Source organism: Paraburkholderia agricolaris, from assembly GCF_009455635.1.
Taxonomy (GTDB): Bacteria; Pseudomonadota; Gammaproteobacteria; order Burkholderiales; family Burkholderiaceae; genus Paraburkholderia; species Paraburkholderia agricolaris.
This window is the reverse complement of the sequence record NZ_QPER01000001.1, coordinates 3,373,539-3,394,196: the sequence shown is the minus strand read 5'-3', so window position 1 is coordinate 3,394,196 and position 20,658 is coordinate 3,373,539. Positions and strand designations below refer to the sequence as shown.

Below are 20,658 nucleotides of genomic sequence, written 5' to 3'. Positions count from 1 at the left end.
GCGCGTTCGCCTCAATGTTGGCCATCCGGCCAGGGGTCATAGGGACGCCGGCCCGACTGTCATACACGCGCTGACGAACGGTGCCGGCTGTGCAATCTGGAAACCGAAGTCGCGCGCAATCCGCTTGGCGAGTTTCAATACCGCGCGGTCTTTCGACACCAGCCAGTCGGCCTGCGCGGCGTGCGCGAGTTCGAGGAATTTCTGGTCGTCGCGGTCTTTGCATTTGGGCAACGGCCTGGTATCTTCCGCGGGGGCGGCCGGTTCGACCAACTGCGCGAGGCGTGCCACGACGGCCAGCGCCGCCGCTTTGTCGACATTGCGATGCACGAATTGCGGATAGTCGAGCACGTAGGTGAGCTCGGCGAGGCAGCGCGCGTCGATCAGCGCGGCGAGCGCGCCATTTTCGAGCGCGGCGCGGATCGGCCGCGTGTGCGGATCGTCGAACACGAGAATATCGATCCAGACATTGGAATCGAGGACGACGCGCAAAGCGCCGTGTGAGGCATGGGAACCGGGCATTCGTTACAATCTGGCTTTCGTCTTTGACCGCCAGGCACGGCGTGCCTGCAAGGCCTCTATGATAATCGTTCTGTCACCGGCGAAATCGCTCGACTACGAAACCCCTCCGCATGTCAAAAAGCACACGATCCCCGATTTCGTCGACGATGCGGCCGAATTGATCGGCGGATTGCGTCTTTTGTCGCCGCAACAGATCAGTTCGTTGATGAGTATTTCGGATCAGCTCGCCCACCTCAATTTTCAGCGTTACGCAGACTGGTCGCCCAGTTTCGGTACGCACAACGCCAAGCAGGCCGTGCTCGCGTTCAACGGCGATGTGTATGAAGGCTTCAACGCCAGGACCTTGTCGTCGGCCGATCTGGATTACGCGCAGAATCACGTGCGGGTGCTTTCCGGCCTGTACGGATTGCTGCGCCCGCTCGATCTGCTGCAACCGTACCGCCTCGAAATGGGTACGCGTTTTGCCAATACGCGCGGCAAGGATCTATACGCGTTCTGGGGCGAACGGATCACGCAGGCTTTGAATGCGCAACTGAAGAAGCGCGCTGCCGCTTCACGCGTGCTGGTCAACTGCGCTTCCGGTGAGTACTTCAAGTCCGTCAAACCCAAGGTGCTCGAAGCGCCGATCGTCACCCCCGTGTTTGAAGACTGGAAGGGCGGCCGCTACAAGATCATCAGTTTCCACGCCAAGCGCGCGCGCGGCCTGATGGCGCGCTACGCGGTCGAAAACCGTCTCGACAAGCCCGAACAGTTGAAGGATTTCGACGCCGAAGGCTACGCGTTCAACGCCGAGGCCTCGAACGATTCCACCTACGTATTCCGTCGCCGTATCGCTGACTAGGCGATCGCGGCGCGCACAAGCAGGGAAGAACATCATGACGTTATCGATTACGAGCAACTTCGACGCGGGTGCGATCGAAGTGCTGGCCTGCGAAGACGCCGGCAACATCCGTCTGCGCGTGCGGCCCGACAGTCACGCCGAGTTCGCGCAGTGGTTTTATTTCCGTTTGTCCGGTGCGGCCGGCGAGCGCTGCGTGATGACCTTCGAGAATGCCGCGGCATGCGCTTTCGCCGAAGGCTGGCGCGACTACCAGGCGGTGGCAAGCTATGACCGGGTGAACTGGTTCCGTGTGCCGACCTCTTACGATGGCCGTGTGTTGACCATCGACCACACGCCGGAATTCGACCGCGTCTACTACGCGTATTTCGAGCCGTATAGCGAGGAACGTCATTCGGAATTTCTCGGTGCGGTCCAGCAGATGCCGCAGGCCACGCTAACGGAGTTGGGCAAAACCGTCGAAGGTCGGCCGATGTCTTTGCTGACGCTTGGCACACCGCAAACCGGTGACACGCCGAAAAAGAAGATCTGGCTGATCGCGCGCCAGCATCCTGGCGAGACGATGGCCGAGTGGTTTATCGAAGGTCTCGTCAAGCGTCTCGCGGGTTGGGGCGATTGGGCGGGCGACCCGGTGGCGCGCAAGCTCTACGATCACGCGGTGTTCTACATCGTGCCGAATATGAATCCGGACGGCAGCGTGCACGGCAATCTGCGCACCAACGCGACCGGTGCGAACCTGAACCGCGAATGGATGGAGCCGGACGCCGCGCGCAGTCCGGAGGTGCTGGTGGTGCGTGACGCGATTCACGCGACCGGTTGCGATCTCTTTTTCGATATCCACGGCGACGAGGCGCTGCCGTACGTGTTCGTGGCCGGCTCCGAAATGCTGCCCGGTTTCACGGAGCGGCAGGGAGAAGAGCAGAAAGCGTTCATCGAAGCATTCAAGCATGCGAGTCCGGATTTCCAGGACAAGTACGGCTATGCTGCGAGCAAGTATCGTGAAGACGCGCTCAAGCTGGCTTCAAAGTACATCGGCAACGAATTCGGTTGTTTGTCGTTGACGCTGGAGATGCCGTTCAAGGACAACGCCAACTTGCCGGACGAGCGGGTGGGCTGGAACGGCGAGCGTAGCGCGTCGCTGGGCGCCGCCATGCTGCAGGCGATTTTGCGGCACGTAGAGACGTTTGCCTGACCGGATACCGTATGAAAACGGGGCACACACTTCCGAAGTGTGTGCCCCGTTTTTTTGGGGTATGACGCGCGGCGCAGGTTAGTTGAAACGGCCGCAGGTCATGCTCGTTATTGAGTCTTTTTCGCCGGGGACTTCTTTGCGGTCGATTTGCTTGAAGACTTGCCAGAAGATTTGCTGGAAGCTGCTCGCGGAGATTTCCCCGAGCTTGCCTTCGACGTCTTTCCGGTCGCTTTTTTGGTGGTTTTGCCACTGGAGGAGTGCTTGCCCTTCACGCTCTTATGCTTGCCGGAGGACGCGCGCGATCCGCCAGAGCCTGAGCTATGCGCCCGGGCGGGCGGCACCGGATCGTTCCAGCTGAACGCGAGCATCTGTGAGCCGACGTAGCCGCAGCGGAATTTGAGATCGGCTGGATCGCCACCGCTCTGGGGGATGCCGAGGCCCTCGACGGTAACGATGTTATCCACCTTGACGCGCTGTTTGCCCTCGTCGAACGAATCGTTCCAGGGGGTGACCGACGCATGCGCGCTGTCGAAGGAACTGGGTGGAAATTCGACATGGTCGAAGGCGGTCGATGTACTTGCAACGAAGTTGCCATGAGCAGCGCAATCCGCGACAAGCGGATCCGCATGCATGTCATTGACAAATTTGTTGACGAGATCGTTGTGCTGTTCGAGTTGATCGGCGTATGCGGGAGCAGTGCAAATGAGCGAGAGACTCGCTGCAAATGTTGCTAACCGGCCGACCAACCGCAGCAATCGGCGCGGTACGTTGGTGCGATCCATCTAGTTCGTTAGACGCTAATGAGACATGAGGCACGTAAGATGCCTGGCGAGAGGGATGAGTTCAATCCTGACACAAATATTTTGTCCTGTCGCGGTGCGTGAACTCAGGCGCCTTGTGGGCCGAGATGGCCGATTGTCACGGATAGGTGCTTGATGCCGCACCCGTGTCAGGTGCGTGGGCCACCCAATCGATATCGGCGTACATCATAAGTGGTAACCCACGCGGGTCGGTAGACCGCGATCAATGCCGTCGACATGCCCGTGAACCATGCCTCGCCGGTGGCCAGCAGAAGCACGCTGAACGCGTAGCCGGCCGGCACCACGGTCATCGAACCGCCGGCGAGCGCGATGTGGATGCCGAGTGCCGCGGCCGCCGTGAACGATACGGCAATGGCGGGTGAGACAAAACCCTGGCCGAAGATAAACATGAAGAGGTTACGCGGCAGCCACGCGATGCTGGCGCGCTGGATCAAGGTCGAGATGCCGACAGGCAGCGCACCGAACACGAGAAAAGTCACTGCGATGCCCTGCCAGGGCGCGTCGAAGACGACGGCGGCAAGACCGGTGACTATTGCCATGGCGATCAGCGCCAGTCCCCAATCGAACAACGTGACGACCAGCGTGGCGCCGAGCAGATGCATGACCGTGCCGTCGTCGAGCCACGCGTTGCTCGCCCACAGCACCGACACCGCGACAATGATCGCGAGCCAGACATGCTGGAGTGTGCCGTCCTGAAGTCGTTTGAAAGGATTTTTCCACAGCGCGAGCGCGACCACTATCGCAGTGGCGATCCAGCCACCGACAGCGACCCAGAACGGAAGCGGTGTGTAGAGGAAACCCATGTATCTCATATTACTCGTTGGACGAGAAAAGGTGTGAGCGGATTCCATGCCAGCCGGCATGAACGCTGCCAGAAAGTGCGTGTTCCGATTCTGGCGCGCGCGTCGGCTGACGTCATGCCGGACCTTGCGTAGCCTGTTCCGATGCCGGCCCGGCGGGCGCGTCGCCGTATGGCGTGTTCGGTTCGGCTGCCATTGGCAGCGTGCCCGGCGTGTCGTTCGCGGGCAACGGATACTGGAAACGCCGCGACGTACGGCGCCGCAACGGCACCACGCCTGCTTGCCCCATGACCGGACGAACCGGACCTTCGTGATCGTTGCGCAGTACTTGCAAATGAGCCGACAGCCAGCCGTTGTAAAGCGCGACCGCGGCGGCGCGGTTAGGCGCTCCGAGTTGCTGGAATATGCTGGTCAGGTGGATCTTGACGGTGCCTTCGCTGATGCCGAGCGTGCGCGCGATCATTTTGTTGGTGCTGCCCATGTGGACGCAGCGCATGATCTGCTGCTGGCGAGGCGACAGTCCGGTGGAAAGTCTGGTCCGGCGCGGCGGCGGATTTTTTTCGTCAAACGGCCGGATGGCGGAGTCCGGCGGTAGCGGAGGGTTGAGTGCCAACGCGCCCGGTGGCACATAGTGACCCCCCAGCAGAACCATCTCGAAAGCGCGCACGATCAGACACGGGTCGGTTTCGCGCGGAATCACGCCGAGCACACCTTCGTCCATGAGGTTTCGCACGACGGCTGGAGAGGCGTCGTCGGTCAGCACGGCAATACGCAGGTCCGGGTAATGGCTGAGCAGATGACGGGCATCGTCAACCGACATCCAGTCCTGCCAATCGATCACGAGCAGGTCGGGCAGCAGGCGCTTGAGGGTACGTTCAACCTGACGCCAATCCTGTGATTCGTTAAAGCGCGCCAGCCGATCGATTTGCCGCAGCAGCGCCTTGAGTCCGTCGCGTCGTTCCGCGTCTGAGTTGAGTATTGAGAATCGCATGCCATGTCTCCAGATGAATCGGACGAGGTGGCGCGATGCGTGCGGGCCGGCGGGGTGCCGGGAGCATGACGATGCGCCACCGGCACCATGATGACAAATTCCCTTCGTTTTGACGGCCTGTCCAAAAGGCATAGGAGGAATGGCATAAAAAAACCCCGCGCTCGGCGGGGCTTCTTGATGTCGACGCTGCGGCGCAGTGACGCCGGCACCCGTGAATCAGTGGAAATGCGGTTGCGCGGGCTCCGCGTCCTCCGGCATTTCGGCATGGACGATTTCGCCAAGCGGGTCGGCATAGAGGGGGACACCGCAGTCATCGCAATATTCCGGCTCGAAGCGGCCCGCGTGACGGCGCACGTCTGTCACGCCGGTTTCCTTGAGCAAGGCGACGATTTCTTCGAGCGGGTCGTCTGATGCAGCCGTCTCTTGCGGTTCTTCATCAATGCCGGGCTCGCCATTTTCGCGGCCATAAAGTGGCCACACGACGCCGTAGATCACATCATTGCTGCCCTTGCGTGTGAAGCCGACGCGATATTCGTCGATCCGACGCTCGCCGAAGCCTGCGACAACCGCGCGCAACTCCTGTGGCGCCGCGCCGATTGTGTCGAACAGATAACGCACGGCGGTACGTACCGTGTGAGGGCGCACACTTTCGTCGGCGTCGCGGCAGGCTGAATAGTAGGCATCCGGCAGCAGGCACTCGAATTCACATCCGGGCAGCACCAGCGACAGATTGGCGCCGCCTTGCGTCGCCCATTGTTCGAGGCATTGACCGCGCTCGATCCGGCTGCCGTTCTCCTCCTCCTGCCAGCGAAATGCCGGCTCGCCTACCGGCGCCGCGACCACGGCCAGCAGAAAACGCGGGTCGGCGAGGATTGGCGAGGTTTCCGGCAGTTCGCCAAAATTAAGTTTGACGTTACCGCCGGCCATAGCTGCCTGAGCGAGCTGCTGGGCAATACGCCAGGTTTCGACGTGGTGACGCGGCAGTTGGTCGATGCTGTAAAGGAACGGCACCATGGCGACACGCGTATTGGCCGCGAGCACGTGCGCCTGCAGATGCGCACGCAGCGCGTCGGCCGCGTCCGTTTTGAGCGGGCCGGAAGGAATCATGTAACGAGTCCAGGCCAGCACCGGCGCAGCAATCAGCAGCGCTTCATAAGGAACACCTTCGTGTTCGAGGATGAACGACTCGCTGTGCGTTTCCGCCATGTCGGCGAGTGCGCCGTAAGCATCAGGATGATTCTGCTGCAGATGATCGAGCGCGGCGTCCAGCGTTGTCTGATTGGCGTTGCGGATGATCTTGGCCAGCAACACATCGAGCTTCGCTTCCCAGAAGCGATCCTCGGTGCGGCTGCCCGACGCGAAAAGCGCGAGCGAAAGACCGACAAGCTTGTCGGCATCGGGGGGGAGACGTTTGGCGATTCGCGAGCGCATAAATCCAGAATTTGGGGGGCACAGAACCTTATATTCTAGTCTTTTCTATGCCGCCATATTATTTAGCCGGCTATGCGGGATGGATTAGGACGTTCTCGCATTGAAAATCAGGCTGTGGCGGGCGCTGTCAGATGCGTTGCATGGCATCCTGGCCGGATGATATAAGACATGCCCGGGAGCGGGACTCGCTTCTATACTGACTGCGGTCAGTGGGCGCCTGGCAGGTGCATGCCTATTCGTCGCTGTGGTCTGGCGCAACAGGAGATTCATAGTGAAATCGGACCAACTGATTGAACGTCTCGCCGCAGTGTTCGCGTTGATCATACTGGTAGGCGGCTCCCTGCTGGTGCTTGCGCCTTTTACGACTGCGCTGTTGTGGGGCGCCATCCTCAGTTATAGCTCGTGGGGCTTGTACCGGCGGCTCACTGCGGCAGTTGGTGGGCGGCGGAAGCTGGCCGCGACATTGATCGTGCTCATCATTCTGGTTGTGGTGCTTGGCCCGTTTGTCTATGCAGGCTTTGCGTTCGGTGCACACGTGCATGAGATCGTCGCGATGGTACAGCGGCTCTTTGAGGCTGGCTTGCCGGATCTGCCGCCGTGGGTGGGGAGAATTCCGCTGGTCGGCTCGAACATCGAGGCGTTTTGGGCGAATGTAACGAGTAGCAACTCCGAACTGATCGCGCAAATGCGTGCGCTTGCGGCGCCGGCCGGCAAGTGGATCCTGGCGGCTGCGATCGCTGTTACGCACGGTCTGGGATTGCTGGCGCTGAGTATCGTGCTTGCATTTTTCTTTTATACCGGCGGGGAGGGCGCGGCGGCCTGGTTGCGGGCGGGCATGCGGCGTATCGCCGGCGAACGCGCCGATTATCTGTTGACACTGGCGGGCAGCACGGTGAAGGGCGTGGTCTACGGGATCCTCGGCACCGCGCTTGTGCAAGGCATTCTTGCCGGATTCGGATGCTGGATTGCGGGCGTCCCGGCGCCGGCGCTGCTTGGGCTGGCGACATTCTTCCTGTCAGTCATACCGGGCGGCCCGGTTATCGTCTGGTTGCCCGCGGCGATCTGGTTGTATCACGGCGACGCAACGGGTTGGGCAATCTTTCTGGTCGTGTGGGGCGTGCTGGTGGTCGGCATGTCCGACAATGTCATCAAGCCGATTTTGATCGGCAAGAGTAGTGACATGCCGCTGATCCTGGTGATGCTGGGTATCCTGGGCGGTGCGTTTGCTTTTGGCTTCCTTGGCGTTTTCATCGGCCCAACGTTGCTGGCGGTTGCCTATACCGTGCTGCACGATTGGACGATCGGCGCCCCGGCGGCGCACGTCCCGATATCCGAGGTGGAAGTGCCGGTTGTCGATGAGCCGAGGCGCATAGAAAAGGGGCCCTGAAATAAATTCCAGATAACGCTTGCAAGGCGGGGTCCGGCTCGCTAGAATCTCGCTCTTTCGTGCTCCGGACGCCGGGGCACGGGAAGCGGGAGAGCCAGTAGTGGCAAGGCTTTGCGCGACGTGAACGGGTTCAGGAAGTGATAAAAACCTGTTGACGATGTAGCGAAAGTTCTTCATAATCTCGTTTCTCTGCTGCTGATGCAGCGACGCAGAACGAAGCGGTACCGGTGGTTGAGCAGGTGGGCGACACGGTGCGGATTCGGTGGTGAATGCGTATTTGATCTTTAAAAATTAACAGCCGATAAGTGTGGGCGCTTGATGCGCGACGCGCGGTGGACTCTTCGGGGTCTGCCGGAAGCGAAAGTATCAAGTCTCACACGAGTATTAAAGGAAGGTTTTCCTGTCGGGGTGGATTCACACCGGCAGGTTAATCATTCGTCAGTACGTTGAGTGAGCGACCGGTTTCGAAAGAGACCGAAAAACAGTAACAGGTTTGAACTGAAGAGTTTGATCCTGGCTCAGATTGAACGCTGGCGGCATGCCTTACACATGCAAGTCGAACGGCAGCACGGGGGCAACCCTGGTGGCGAGTGGCGAACGGGTGAGTAATACATCGGAACGTGTCCTGTAGTGGGGGATAGCCCGGCGAAAGCCGGATTAATACCGCATACGCTCTACGGAGGAAAGGGGGGGATCTTAGGACCTCTCGCTACAGGGGCGGCCGATGGCAGATTAGCTAGTTGGTGGGGTAAAGGCCTACCAAGGCGACGATCTGTAGCTGGTCTGAGAGGACGACCAGCCACACTGGGACTGAGACACGGCCCAGACTCCTACGGGAGGCAGCAGTGGGGAATTTTGGACAATGGGGGCAACCCTGATCCAGCAATGCCGCGTGTGTGAAGAAGGCCTTCGGGTTGTAAAGCACTTTTGTCCGGAAAGAAAACGCTCTGGTTAATACCCGGGGCGGATGACGGTACCGGAAGAATAAGCACCGGCTAACTACGTGCCAGCAGCCGCGGTAATACGTAGGGTGCAAGCGTTAATCGGAATTACTGGGCGTAAAGCGTGCGCAGGCGGTCCGCTAAGACAGATGTGAAATCCCCGGGCTTAACCTGGGAACTGCATTTGTGACTGGCGGGCTAGAGTATGGCAGAGGGGGGTAGAATTCCACGTGTAGCAGTGAAATGCGTAGAGATGTGGAGGAATACCGATGGCGAAGGCAGCCCCCTGGGCCAATACTGACGCTCATGCACGAAAGCGTGGGGAGCAAACAGGATTAGATACCCTGGTAGTCCACGCCCTAAACGATGTCAACTAGTTGTCGGGTCTTCATTGACTTGGTAACGTAGCTAACGCGTGAAGTTGACCGCCTGGGGAGTACGGTCGCAAGATTAAAACTCAAAGGAATTGACGGGGACCCGCACAAGCGGTGGATGATGTGGATTAATTCGATGCAACGCGAAAAACCTTACCTACCCTTGACATGTATGGAATCCTGCTGAGAGGTGGGAGTGCCCGAAAGGGAGCCATAACACAGGTGCTGCATGGCTGTCGTCAGCTCGTGTCGTGAGATGTTGGGTTAAGTCCCGCAACGAGCGCAACCCTTGTCCCTAGTTGCTACGCAAGAGCACTCTAGGGAGACTGCCGGTGACAAACCGGAGGAAGGTGGGGATGACGTCAAGTCCTCATGGCCCTTATGGGTAGGGCTTCACACGTCATACAATGGTCGGAACAGAGGGTCGCCAACCCGCGAGGGGGAGCCAATCCCAGAAAACCGATCGTAGTCCGGATCGCACTCTGCAACTCGAGTGCGTGAAGCTGGAATCGCTAGTAATCGCGGATCAGCATGCCGCGGTGAATACGTTCCCGGGTCTTGTACACACCGCCCGTCACACCATGGGAGTGGGTTTTACCAGAAGTGGCTAGTCTAACCGCAAGGAGGACGGTCACCACGGTAGGATTCATGACTGGGGTGAAGTCGTAACAAGGTAGCCGTATCGGAAGGTGCGGCTGGATCACCTCCTTTCTCGAGCTAACGTGTCGAACGTTGAGCGCTCACGCTTATCGGCTGTGAAATTAGACAGTAAGTCAGACAGACTGAGGGGTCTGTAGCTCAGTCGGTTAGAGCACCGTCTTGATAAGGCGGGGGTCGATGGTTCGAATCCATCCAGACCCACCATTGTCTTGTCTGCGATGGCTGCGCTAGTCGATGAACCCCGAAGTGTGATGATGGTCTGTGCATGACTGGGGGATTAGCTCAGCTGGGAGAGCACCTGCTTTGCAAGCAGGGGGTCGTCGGTTCGATCCCGTCATCCTCCACCAATCTTCAATGCCGGTTTTACTGCGGCAAACCTTGAAAGGGGTTTGCGGTGTAGTGAAACAGGCATTGGCGATTGAGCCAGTCAGAGTGATACGCGGTTATAGCAACTGCGATATCGGCTGTCGTTCTTTAACAATCAGGAAGAAGTAGTAAAGAGATTCACGAAAGCGTGTCTAGAGATGGGCATGCGAGTAGGTGAATCAGGGTTGTGATTGTATCAATGTATGAAAAGAGAGATCGAAAGATCGCTTTTGGAATACGGCGCAACACGAATACTCAACCTGTAACGATGTGACTGAGGTCCAGGACATTCCCTGTGAATGTCCCTGTCCCCTTCGGGGATGGGACCAGAGTAAGCGCTAAAGCGCTAACTCTGGGTCGACAGAGACACACCCGTTATAGGGTCAAGCGAACAAGTGCATGTGGTGGATGCCTTGGCGATCACAGGCGATGAAGGACGCGGTAGCCTGCGAAAAGCTACGGGGAGCTGGCAAACGAGCTTTGATCCGTAGATGTCCGAATGGGGAAACCCGGCCCGTATGGGTCATCCGTAACTGAATACATAGGTTACGAGAAGCGAACGCGGTGAACTGAAACATCTAAGTAACCGCAGGAAAAGAAATCAACCGAGATTCCCAGAGTAGTGGCGAGCGAAATGGGACCAGCCTGTACTCTTTATCTTCATTGTTAGTCGAAGGCTCTGGAAAGTGCTGCCATAGCAGGTGATAGCCCTGTAGACGAAAACAGCGAGGAAGAACTAGGTGTACGGAAAGTAGGGCGGGACACGTGAAATCCTGTCTGAAGATGGGGGGACCATCCTCCAAGGCTAAATACTCGTGATCGACCGATAGTGAACCAGTACCGTGAGGGAAAGGCGAAAAGAACCCCGGGAGGGGAGTGAAATAGATCCTGAAACCGCATGCATACAAACAGTCGGAGCCTCGCGAGGGGTGACGGCGTACCTTTTGTATAATGGGTCAGCGACTTACATTCAGTGGCAAGCTTAACCGATTAGGGCAGGCGTAGCGAAAGCGAGTCCGAACAGGGCGATTCAGTCGCTGGGTGTAGACCCGAAACCAGGTGATCTATCCATGGCCAGGATGAAGGTGCGGTAACACGTACTGGAGGTCCGAACCCACTAACGTTGAAAAGTTAGGGGATGAGCTGTGGATAGGGGTGAAAGGCTAAACAAACCTGGAAATAGCTGGTTCTCTCCGAAAACTATTTAGGTAGTGCCTCGTGTATCACCTTCGGGGGTAGAGCACTGTCATGGTTGTGGGGTCCATTGCGGATTACTACGCCATAGCAAACTCCGAATACCGAAGAGTGCAATCACGGGAGACAGACATCGGGTGCTAACGTCCGGTGTCAAGAGGGAAACAACCCAGACCGCCAGCTAAGGTCCCCAAATATTGCTAAGTGGGAAACGAAGTGGGAAGGCTAAAACAGTCAGGAGGTTGGCTTAGAAGCAGCCATCCTTTAAAGAAAGCGTAATAGCTCACTGATCGAGTCGTCCTGCGCGGAAGATGTAACGGGGCTAAGCAATATACCGAAGCTGCGGATGCACATTTATGTGCATGGTAGGAGAGCGTTCCGTAAGCCTGCGAAGGTGCATTGAAAAGTGCGCTGGAGGTATCGGAAGTGCGAATGCTGACATGAGTAGCGATAAAGGGGGTGAAAGGCCCCCTCGCCGTAAGCCCAAGGTTTCCTACGCAACGTTCATCGGCGTAGGGTGAGTCGGCCCCTAAGGCGAGGCAGAAATGCGTAGCTGATGGGAAGCAGGTTAATATTCCTGCACCATTGTTAAATGCGATGGGGGGACGGATCGCGGAAGGTTGTCCGGGTGTTGGAAGTCCCGGTCCTTGCATTGGAGAAGGCGCTTAGGCAAATCCGGGCGCGGAATTCAAGGGTGCGAGGCCATTCACCTAGGTGAAGAAGCAATCGGAAGTGGTTCCAAGAAAAGCCTCTAAGCTTCAGTTTAACAAGACCGTACCGCAAACCGACACAGGTGGGCGAGATGAGTATTCTAAGGCGCTTGAGAGAACTCGGGAGAAGGAACTCGGCAAATTGGTACCGTAACTTCGGGATAAGGTACGCCCCTGTAGCCTGACTGGCCTGCGCCAGGAGGGTGAAGGGGTTGCAATAAACTGGTGGCTGCGACTGTTTAATAAAAACACAGCACTCTGCAAACACGAAAGTGGACGTATAGGGTGTGACGCCTGCCCGGTGCCGGAAGATTAAATGATGGGGTGCAAGCTCTTGATTGAAGTCCCGGTAAACGGCGGCCGTAACTATAACGGTCCTAAGGTAGCGAAATTCCTTGTCGGGTAAGTTCCGACCTGCACGAATGGCGTAACGATGGCCACACTGTCTCCTCCCGAGACTCAGCGAAGTTGAAGTGTTTGTGATGATGCAATCTCCCCGCGGCTAGACGGAAAGACCCCATGAACCTTTACTGTAGCTTTGCATTGGACTTTGAACCGATCTGTGTAGGATAGGTGGGAGGCTATGAAGCGTGGACGCCAGTCTGCGTGGAGCCGTCCTTGAAATACCACCCTGGTTTGTTTGAGGTTCTAACCTTGGTCCGTTATCCGGACTGGGGACAGTGCATGGTAGGCAGTTTGACTGGGGCGGTCTCCTCCCAAAGTGTAACGGAGGAGTACGAAGGTACGCTAGGTACGGTCGGAAATCGTGCTGATAGTGCAATGGCATAAGCGTGCTTAACTGCGAGACCGACAAGTCGAGCAGGTGCGAAAGCAGGTCATAGTGATCCGGTGGTTCTGTATGGAAGGGCCATCGCTCAACGGATAAAAGGTACTCTGGGGATAACAGGCTGATACCGCCCAAGAGTTCATATCGACGGCGGTGTTTGGCACCTCGATGTCGGCTCATCTCATCCTGGGGCTGTAGCCGGTCCCAAGGGTATGGCTGTTCGCCATTTAAAGAGGTACGTGAGCTGGGTTTAAAACGTCGTGAGACAGTTTGGTCCCTATCTGCCGTGGGCGCTGGATATTTGAAGGGGGCTGCTCCTAGTACGAGAGGACCGGAGTGGACGAACCTCTGGTGTACCGGTTGTCACGCCAGTGGCATCGCCGGGTAGCTATGTTCGGAAGAGATAACCGCTGAAAGCATCTAAGCGGGAAACTCGCCTTAAGATGAGATATCCCCGGGGCTTCGAGCCCCTTGAAGGGTCGTTCAAGACCAGGACGTTGATAGGTCAGGTGTGGAAGCGCAGTAATGCGTTAAGCTAACTGATACTAATTGCCCGTAAGGCTTGATCCTATAACAGGTGTGTGTCGGCAGCCGTGAGTGCTTCAGCACTTATGGATGCCCCACCCTGCGCCACGCGCAGGGTCTTATGCAGACCACACACAGGTTGAGATCAGTGTTGTGCCAGAAACAACACAACCCCCGAATCTCCCTCTGGTGAGCATCACCAGAAACTACTTCTTCCAGATTGGTTGTGCCGCCCCCCAGGGCGACACGACAACAAGTCATGCCTGATGACCATAGCGAGTCGGTCCCACCCCTTCCCATCCCGAACAGGACCGTGAAACGACTCCACGCCGATGATAGTGCGGATTCCCGTGTGAAAGTAGGTAATCGTCAGGCTCCCTAGCAGCAACAGAAACCCCGCCCCATCAAGGTGGGGTTTCTGCGTTTACGCACCCCCGGAAATCCCCTCAGGCACGCCGCTCACTCCTTGCCGATCCGCAGCGCGTTCGCGTAACCCGTCAACTCCAGATACGCACGGCCCACGTCCGCACCGTCGCGGCTCACCCGCACTGCACCTTCCCAGTACACCGCGCCGGTCGACTCGCGCGAATCAAGTTCCTGATCGTCCATCAACGGATCGAGGCGCAGCATGAGCCGTCAGTTCTTGCGCATATCTGCAGCATACATGCGTGAACTTTCGCTCCGATCCTTCTGGAACATGGAAACTCCAGGTTGGCTAACTTAGCCGTTACGCCAAAGAACAACTGCTCCCACGGGTGAAAACCTACGGCAAAACAGCTTCACCCCCTCGTCATTTCCCCCCTGCGTGCTCTTCTTCGCCTCGCTTTGTCTTCTTAACATCCCCCCTAAAATACTGTATAAATATACAGTGAAAGATCGTCGCTTCATGCTTGTCTGATACCGGGCAGGGCGGAGTATTTCCTATGGAATGAGCGTGTCTATGGCAGCAGCGATTCATCTGGCGACAACAGAGCTGTCGTCGCAATTGCGGCGTCAGGTATGGCAGGGCAGTGAGCTTGCCGAGGCGGACTCGCGGGTGATTTCCAGCGGTTATGCCGCGCTGGATCAACTGCTGCCCGGGCAGGGCTGGTCGGCTGGAGGTCTGACGGAATTATTGATTGAACACGAAGGAGTTGGCGAGCTGCGTCTGCTGGCCCGTGCGCTCAAGCATCTCACGGCACAAGCCGAACGGCACGTCATGCTCGTGGCGCCGCCGTACCAGCCCAGTGCTTCGGCTCTGAGGGCCTGGGGTGTCGATGTCGAGCGTGTCTTATGGGTGCGTTCGAGTGAGGATCAGGCTCTTTGGGTCGCTGCACAGGCATTGAAGCAGGATGGTATGGGCGCCGTGCTGGTATGGCTGCCGAATGCGCGCACCGATAAGGTTCGACGTCTGCAGGTCGCGGCCCAGGAGTCGGCTTCACTCGCATTTTTGATCCGGCCTGTCGAGGCAGCAACGCAATCTTCGCCAGCGCCTTTGCGAATGATCTGCGAACCGCTTTTGCCGGCCAATGCGCAGACGATCAATCGTCGTCAATGGTTGCGGGAGATTGGTATCTCGATTGACATTTTCAAACGCCGCGGCCCGCCGCTAGCGGAGCCTCTGCGCCTTATTTTGCCGTTACAAAGCGTCGTGTTGCCGGAAAACGGAAGCGGCAGCAATCAAGGACGAGAGATCAAACATGTTGTGGATCGCAGTCACATTGCCACTCTTGTCGCTGGAAGCGGTGAAGCCTCTCGAGTCGCTCCAGGGTGGTTCACTCGCGAAGCCGAATCCGTGTGAGCCCGGCGACGAGGCAAGCCAACCCCCAGGCGCCGAAGACGTTATTGGGGTGCGCTGCTATGCGCTGGCCGATCACGCGCACATCTTGATGCCGGATTTCGACGCACTGCGTGCCGGTGTGCATGCGGGTCATTCGCGCTCGTATGCATTGGCTTTGGCGCCCGGTCTCAAGATGCTTGCCGCGGATACTCCCCGCGAAACCCAGGCGTTCGAAGCAATGGCGCTCGCTTTACTGACGTACACACCGAAGGTGTCGCTCGCGCATGCGCACACCTTGTTGCTAGAAGTCGGCTCCGGTTTGCGGTTGTTTGGCGGTTTGCGCACGTTGTTGTCACGGGTATCCGCGACGGTGGCCGAATTCGGTTATACGGCGCGCATCGCGTGTGCACCGACAGCTTGGGGTGCGTGGCTGTTGGCGCAGGCGTGCGCCGATCGGCAGGGGCATCGTCGTTGGCATGTGGTAAAGGAAGCGTCGCTTGCGCGGGTCCTCGATCGCTTATCCGTGTTGTTGCTGCCGGTTTCGCAGGCGAATCGCGATGCGTTTACGCATGTCGGTTGCACGACGCTGGCCGATTTGCGTCAGTTGCCAAGGCACGGTGTCGTGCGGCGTTTCGGCAGCGGCATTCTGGATCTGCTGGCACAAGCATATGGCACCCGTCCGGATCCGCGCGAATCGTTTCGTGCGCCGGCATCGTTTCATGCTCAGTTGGAGTTGCCGTCGCGGGTCGATAACGCTGATGCACTACTGTTCGCCGCGCGTCGGCTGATTGTGCAACTGGCTGGATGGTTGAGCGCGCATCATGCCGCGCTTAGTGCTTATACGTTATTGCTTGAACATGAATTGGCATCCCGTCATGCGCCGAAGACATCGAGTCTGAAGGTCGCGTGGGCCATACCGTCGCGTGACGCCGAGCATTTGATCTGGCTGTTGCGTGAGAAGTTGAATCAGACGGTTCTGGCGGCGCCCGTGATCGAGTTGAAGCTGGTCGCGGATCAGATCAGCGAGTGTGCAGGGCGGTCGGACACCTTGTTTCCTATGCCTGAATCAGACGGCGATTCGATCGCACGTCTGCTCGAACGTTTGAGCGCGCGTTTGGGGCCGGAGAACGTGCTGCAGATGTCGGAGCAGGACGATCATCGGCCCGAGCGGGCAATGCGCGTCGAGGCCTACCAGGCGCAGGCGTTTTCGCGCAAGAAGCGTTCGTCTACGAAGACAAAAATCAAAGCGGATAAAACCTGGCTGACCGATGAGTTGCAGAACGCTGCATTGGAGAGCATGCGCGCAGACAACGATGCGATGGAGCAAGCGAAACAGATAGAACAGGTAGCAGGCACATCACACCCAGCGCACCCTTCCCGGCAGTCTGGCAAATCGGGCGACGCTAAAAGCAGTAGCCTATTCGTCACGCAACCAGCCGATGTCCAGGCTTCACTCGATCTGACCGACAGTGCATTGTCGTCCCAGCCTCGTCCAGTCTGGATGCTCGATAAACCGCTGCGCCTGATGATGCGCGACCAGCGGCCGATCTATCGTCGGCCACTGAAAATGCTCACGCGCACCGAACGGATTGAAGCAGGGTGGTGGGACGGTAACCTCGTCGAGCGGGATTACTACATTGCGGCGGATGATCGTGGCCATATGTTCTGGGTGTACCGGGAACGTTTTGGCGATGGGTGGTATTTGCAAGGTTTGTTCGGCTGAGCATCATGGCAGATTCCCAGGCCTCAGGTTTATTGGAGCAGGCGTTTGCAGCCCAGTTACCACCCTATGCAGAACTGCACTGCCTGACTAATTTTTCGTTTCTGCGCGGTGCTTCGCACCCACATGAACTGGTTGTGCAGGCGATGTCGTGCGGTTATAGCGCGCTCGCGATCACCGACGAATGTTCACTGGCGGGCGTGGTGCGCGCACATATGGCGGTGAAAGAAATCGAACAGGAGCGGGAGCGTCAACAGAAGGAGCGCGATGACAAGGCGAAAGCCGCGCAAACCGGAGCGTCTCTAGAGGAAGCAGCAAAGTCGACGGCTATAAAACCAGCGGATTCCCAACAAGAAACCACCCAACAAGAAACCGCAGAGCCAGCAACCGCAGAGCCAGCAACCGCAGAGCAAGAGGCGTTAAAACCAATCCCTCACCTCATCATCGGCAGCGAACTCAATCTGACCGACGATGCAGGCGAACCGTTCTGCACCCTGATTGCGCTCGCAACAAACCGCAATGGCTACGGCAATCTTTCCGAGTTGATCACGCTGGCTCGTTCTCGTGCGGACAAAGGCAGCTATCGCCTTAGTCCGTCCGACTTCACCGATTCGCTACCCCATCTCGAACATCTCAAAGCTTTGCCCGATTGCGTCCTGATCCTCGTGCCGCAGCGCACGGCGACGCTCTCGCACACATTGCGTTGTGCGCACTGGCTGGCATCGTTCGCGCCGCAACGCTCATGGATCGCACTCGAACTCTGGCAAACCGGCAGCGACGATCTTCAGATTGACGCATTGCGAATGATTTCAAAAGCGAGTGGTTTGCCACTGGTAGCAGCAGGGGGCGTCCTGATGCATGTGCGATCGCGCAAGCCGCTGCAGGACACCCTGACCGCGATTGGCCTCGTCACGCCGCTATCGGCGTGTGGTCACGCGCTTGAGGCCAATGCCGAACGGCATATGCGCACTCGCGTGCGGCTCGGCAAACTGTATCCACGCGACACGCTCGAAGAAACGCTGCGCATTGCAGCCCTGTGTCGCTTCTCGCTCGACGAGCTCAAGTACGAGTATCCAGAAGAACTGGTGCCCTCCGGTGAATCGCCATCAAGCTATCTGCGCAAACTGGTTATGGCCGGCGCGATGGAGCGTTGGCCGAAAGGGATGGATCTCAAACGGATCAATCAGATCGAGAAAGAACTGCAACTGATCGCCGACCTGAAATACGAAAAATACTTCCTGACGGTACAGGATATCGTGAGCTTCGCGCGTTCCAGAAACATCTTGTGTCAGGGGCGAGGCTCGGCGGCAAATTCGATTGTGTGTTACTGCCTTCATGTGACGGAGATCGATCCGGTAAACATGAACATGCTGATCGAACGGTTCATCTCGCGTGCGCGTAACGAACCGCCTGATATTGACATCGATTTCGAGCATCAGCGTCGGGAAGAGGTGATTCAATATATCTATGGAAAGTACGGCCGTCATCGCGCTGCGCTCACTGCAACGCTGATCACCTATCACGCACGCAGTGCGCTGAAGGATGTCGGCAAGGCGTTGGGACTCGAAGCGTCGCTGATCGAGCGAATCAGCAAATCGCAGCAGTGGTGGGACGGCACGGATGCGGTCGCCAAATATCTTGCTGAAGCGGGTTTCGCTGCCAACTCGCACATCACGAAGAATCTGATTCGTCTCACCAAAGAGTTGCGCAACTTCCCGCGTCATCTATCGCAACACGTCGGCGGCTTTGTGATCGCGAAAGACAGGCTGTCACGGCTCGTACCTATCGAGAACGCAACGATGAAAGATCGTAGCGTGATCGAGTGGGACAAGGACGATATCGATGCGCTCAGGCTGCTAAAAGTCGACGTGTTGGCGCTAGGCATGTTGTCGGCTATCCGGCGCGCGCTGGAATTCGTCGCCTTGCGGCGCGGCTTGCCGGAATTCAGGATGCAGGATATTCCGCGCGAGGACCGGGCCGTCTACGAAATGTGCGGTCATGCCGATACGATCGGCGTATTCCAGATCGAATCGCGTGCGCAACAAAGCATGTTGCCGCGCCTGAAGCCAAACAAGTACTACGATCTCGTGATCGAAGTCGCGATCGTGCGGCCCGGGCCGATCCAGGGCGGCATGGTGCATCCGTATCTGCGTCGCAAGCAGGAGCTGGAGGCGGTGGATTATGCAAAGGATGAGTTGCGGCCCGTGCTCGAACGCACGCTCGGCGTGCCGATCTTCCAGGAGCAGGTGATGCACCTGGCGATGGTTGCGGCGAAATACACCGGGGAGCAGGCTGATCAATTGCGGCGCGCGATGGCTGCGTGGCGGCGCACCGGCAATCTGGCGAAGCATCAGCAGGACCTGACTGACCGTATGTCCGCGCGCGGTTACGAAAAAGAGTTCATCGACCGCATCTGCAAACAGATCGAGGGCTTCGGCGAATATGGTTTTCCTGAAAGCCATGCCGCGAGCTTTGCGTTGCTCGTCTATCTCAGCGCGTGGTTGAAACGTTATGAGCCGGCTGCTTTTCTGGCAGGGTTACTGAACAGTCAGCCGTTGGGATTTTATTCGCCGTCGCAACTTGTGCAGGATGCCAGGCGTCACGGTGTCCAGGTATTACCGCCTGACGTGACCTTGAGCGATTGGGAGTCGACCTTCGAACAACGCGGCCACGAAGGGCAGCGGATTTCATTGAGCGAGACCTATTTGCGCCGTCAGCAGGGCGTATTGTCCGCACAGCAATTTCGTGATCTGTCGCTGCGGCGCTTCACTGTGGCCCGGACGATCCGGCGCGCGGCAAAACAGCTGACCGCACGTGTATTTCAAGCGTCGAAAACCTATGGTGCACGCGGTCCGGCCGTGCGCATCGGCATGCATCTGATCAAAGGTCTTTCGCAGGTGGCCGCCGAACGCATCATGGCGGCTCGCAGCGACGCGCAGTTTACCGACGTCGACGATCTGACGCGTCGCGCGGCATTAACGCGGCGTGATCTCGAAGCGCTCGCCGCGGCGAATGCGCTGGTCAGCATCGCGGGCCATCGGCGCGAAGCATGGTGGGCGGTGACCGCGCAGCACGTGGTGCCCAAGCTGCTGCGCGATGCGCCGATCACCGAAACGCCGCTGGCATTGCCGCAGGCAACCGAGAGTCGCGAGATCGTCGACGATTACGCGAGCATCGGTCTCACGCTCAATCGCCATCCGCTAGCCTTATTGCGCGAACGTCTTGCCCGGCAGCGTTTTCGCACGGCGGCTGAACTCGCGGTGTGCCGGCACGGCACGCTGGCGCGGGCCTGCGGCATTGTCACCGTGCGGCAGCGGCCCGGCACGGCAAACGGTACCGTGTTCGTTTCCATCGAAGACGAAACCGGCTCGATCAACGTGATCGTCTGGCCATCGCTGGTGGAAAAGCAGCGCAAGGTGTTGCTGGGTTCATCGTTGCTGGCGGTGTATGGCGTCTTGCAGCGTGATGACGGCGTTTCCACCGGCGGTGACAGCACCGGCAGCGCGGCGGACGTCAATCAGGCAGGTAAGGCGAAACGGAAACAGAAGGGCGAGGTGATCCATCTTGTCGCGCATCGGCTTGAAGATCACAGCGATTGGCTCGGCGAACTGGCCACGGCGAGCCGCGATTTTCATTGATGCGG

General features: G+C 58.2%; 11 protein-coding genes, 2 tRNA genes, 3 rRNA genes and 1 pseudogene. 11 read left to right on the top strand and 6 right to left on the bottom strand.

The genetic code is table 11. The annotated features are described in order from the left end of the window. Positions 1-36: 36 nt before the first annotated feature. Entirely contained in the window at positions 37-519 is a 483-nt protein-coding gene (locus GH665_RS14895; protein WP_153136501.1) for a putative toxin-antitoxin system toxin component, PIN family, read from the bottom strand. Between the two features lie 58 nt (positions 520-577). Between GH665_RS14895 and yaaA the strand changes: the two genes are divergently transcribed. Both yaaA and GH665_RS14885 read left to right on the top strand, forming a co-directional pair. After that, positions 578-1,360, top strand: a complete 783-nt coding sequence (gene yaaA, locus GH665_RS14890; RefSeq protein ID WP_153136500.1) for a peroxide stress protein YaaA — start codon at positions 578-580, stop codon at positions 1,358-1,360. A gap of 34 nt (positions 1,361-1,394) precedes the next feature. Continuing rightward, the gene (locus tag GH665_RS14885; protein WP_153136499.1) at positions 1,395-2,549 is read left to right on the top strand and encodes a M14 family metallopeptidase; all 1,155 of its coding nucleotides are present in this window, start codon (positions 1,395-1,397) and stop codon (positions 2,547-2,549) included. Between the two features lie 107 nt (positions 2,550-2,656). On the opposite strand, the gene GH665_RS14880 is transcribed toward GH665_RS14885, so the two are convergent. The 4 genes from GH665_RS14880 to GH665_RS14865 form a co-directional block, all read right to left on the bottom strand. Beyond that, entirely contained in the window at positions 2,657-3,331 is a 675-nt protein-coding gene (locus tag GH665_RS14880; protein WP_153136498.1) for a BspC domain-containing protein, read from the bottom strand. A 167-nt stretch (positions 3,332-3,498) separates the two neighbouring features. Next, positions 3,499-4,173, bottom strand: a complete 675-nt coding sequence (locus GH665_RS14875; RefSeq protein WP_153138487.1) for an energy-coupling factor ABC transporter permease — start codon at positions 4,171-4,173, stop codon at positions 3,499-3,501. Between the two features lie 112 nt (positions 4,174-4,285). Then, a complete protein-coding gene (locus GH665_RS14870) occupies positions 4,286-5,161 on the bottom strand; it encodes a response regulator transcription factor (RefSeq protein WP_153136497.1) in 876 nt (291 codons plus the stop codon). A 216-nt stretch (positions 5,162-5,377) separates the two neighbouring features. Continuing rightward, on the bottom strand, positions 5,378-6,592 hold the full coding sequence (locus tag GH665_RS14865) for a DUF2863 family protein (RefSeq protein ID WP_153136496.1): 1,215 nt from the start codon (positions 6,590-6,592) through the stop codon (positions 5,378-5,380). 271 nt (positions 6,593-6,863) lie between these two features. Between GH665_RS14865 and GH665_RS14860 the strand changes: the two genes are divergently transcribed. From GH665_RS14860 to rrf, 6 genes are all read left to right on the top strand, one after another. Then, complete coding sequence (locus GH665_RS14860; RefSeq protein WP_174771721.1) at positions 6,864-7,979, top strand: AI-2E family transporter; 1,116 nt, start codon at positions 6,864-6,866, stop codon at positions 7,977-7,979. Between the two features lie 495 nt (positions 7,980-8,474). Beyond that, a 16S ribosomal RNA gene (locus tag GH665_RS14855) occupies positions 8,475-10,005 on the top strand. A gap of 76 nt (positions 10,006-10,081) precedes the next feature. Then, positions 10,082-10,158: transfer RNA gene (locus GH665_RS14850), tRNA-Ile, on the top strand. A gap of 67 nt (positions 10,159-10,225) precedes the next feature. Beyond that, positions 10,226-10,301: transfer RNA gene (locus GH665_RS14845), tRNA-Ala, on the top strand. 400 nt (positions 10,302-10,701) lie between these two features. Continuing rightward, a 23S ribosomal RNA gene (locus tag GH665_RS14840) occupies positions 10,702-13,581 on the top strand. Between the two features lie 217 nt (positions 13,582-13,798). Next, positions 13,799-13,911, top strand: a 5S ribosomal RNA gene (gene rrf / locus GH665_RS14835). The 16S, 23S and 5S rRNA genes sit together here with 2 tRNA genes alongside, the layout of an rRNA operon. Before the next feature lie 84 nt (positions 13,912-13,995). On the opposite strand, the pseudogene GH665_RS14830 reads toward rrf, so the two are convergent. Beyond that, positions 13,996-14,169, bottom strand: a pseudogene (locus GH665_RS14830) (lipocalin family protein); the annotation flags it as partial. A gap of 307 nt (positions 14,170-14,476) precedes the next feature. Between GH665_RS14830 and imuA the strand changes: the two are divergent. The 3 genes from imuA to GH665_RS14815 are packed head-to-tail and all read left to right on the top strand — an operon-like array spanning position 14,477 to position 20,653. Beyond that, positions 14,477-15,316 carry a translesion DNA synthesis-associated protein ImuA gene (imuA, locus tag GH665_RS14825; RefSeq protein WP_153136495.1) on the top strand — a complete coding sequence of 280 codons (840 nt, stop codon included), beginning with the start codon at positions 14,477-14,479 and terminating at the stop codon, positions 15,314-15,316. After that, positions 15,216-17,018, top strand: coding sequence for a Y-family DNA polymerase (locus GH665_RS14820; protein WP_153136494.1), 1,803 nt, complete (start codon positions 15,216-15,218; stop codon positions 17,016-17,018). Before imuA ends, GH665_RS14820 begins: the two co-directional genes overlap by 101 nt. A 5-nt stretch (positions 17,019-17,023) precedes the next feature. Then, positions 17,024-20,653, top strand: a complete 3,630-nt coding sequence (locus GH665_RS14815) for an error-prone DNA polymerase (protein WP_153136493.1) — start codon at positions 17,024-17,026, stop codon at positions 20,651-20,653. Positions 20,654-20,658: the final 5 nt, after the last annotated feature.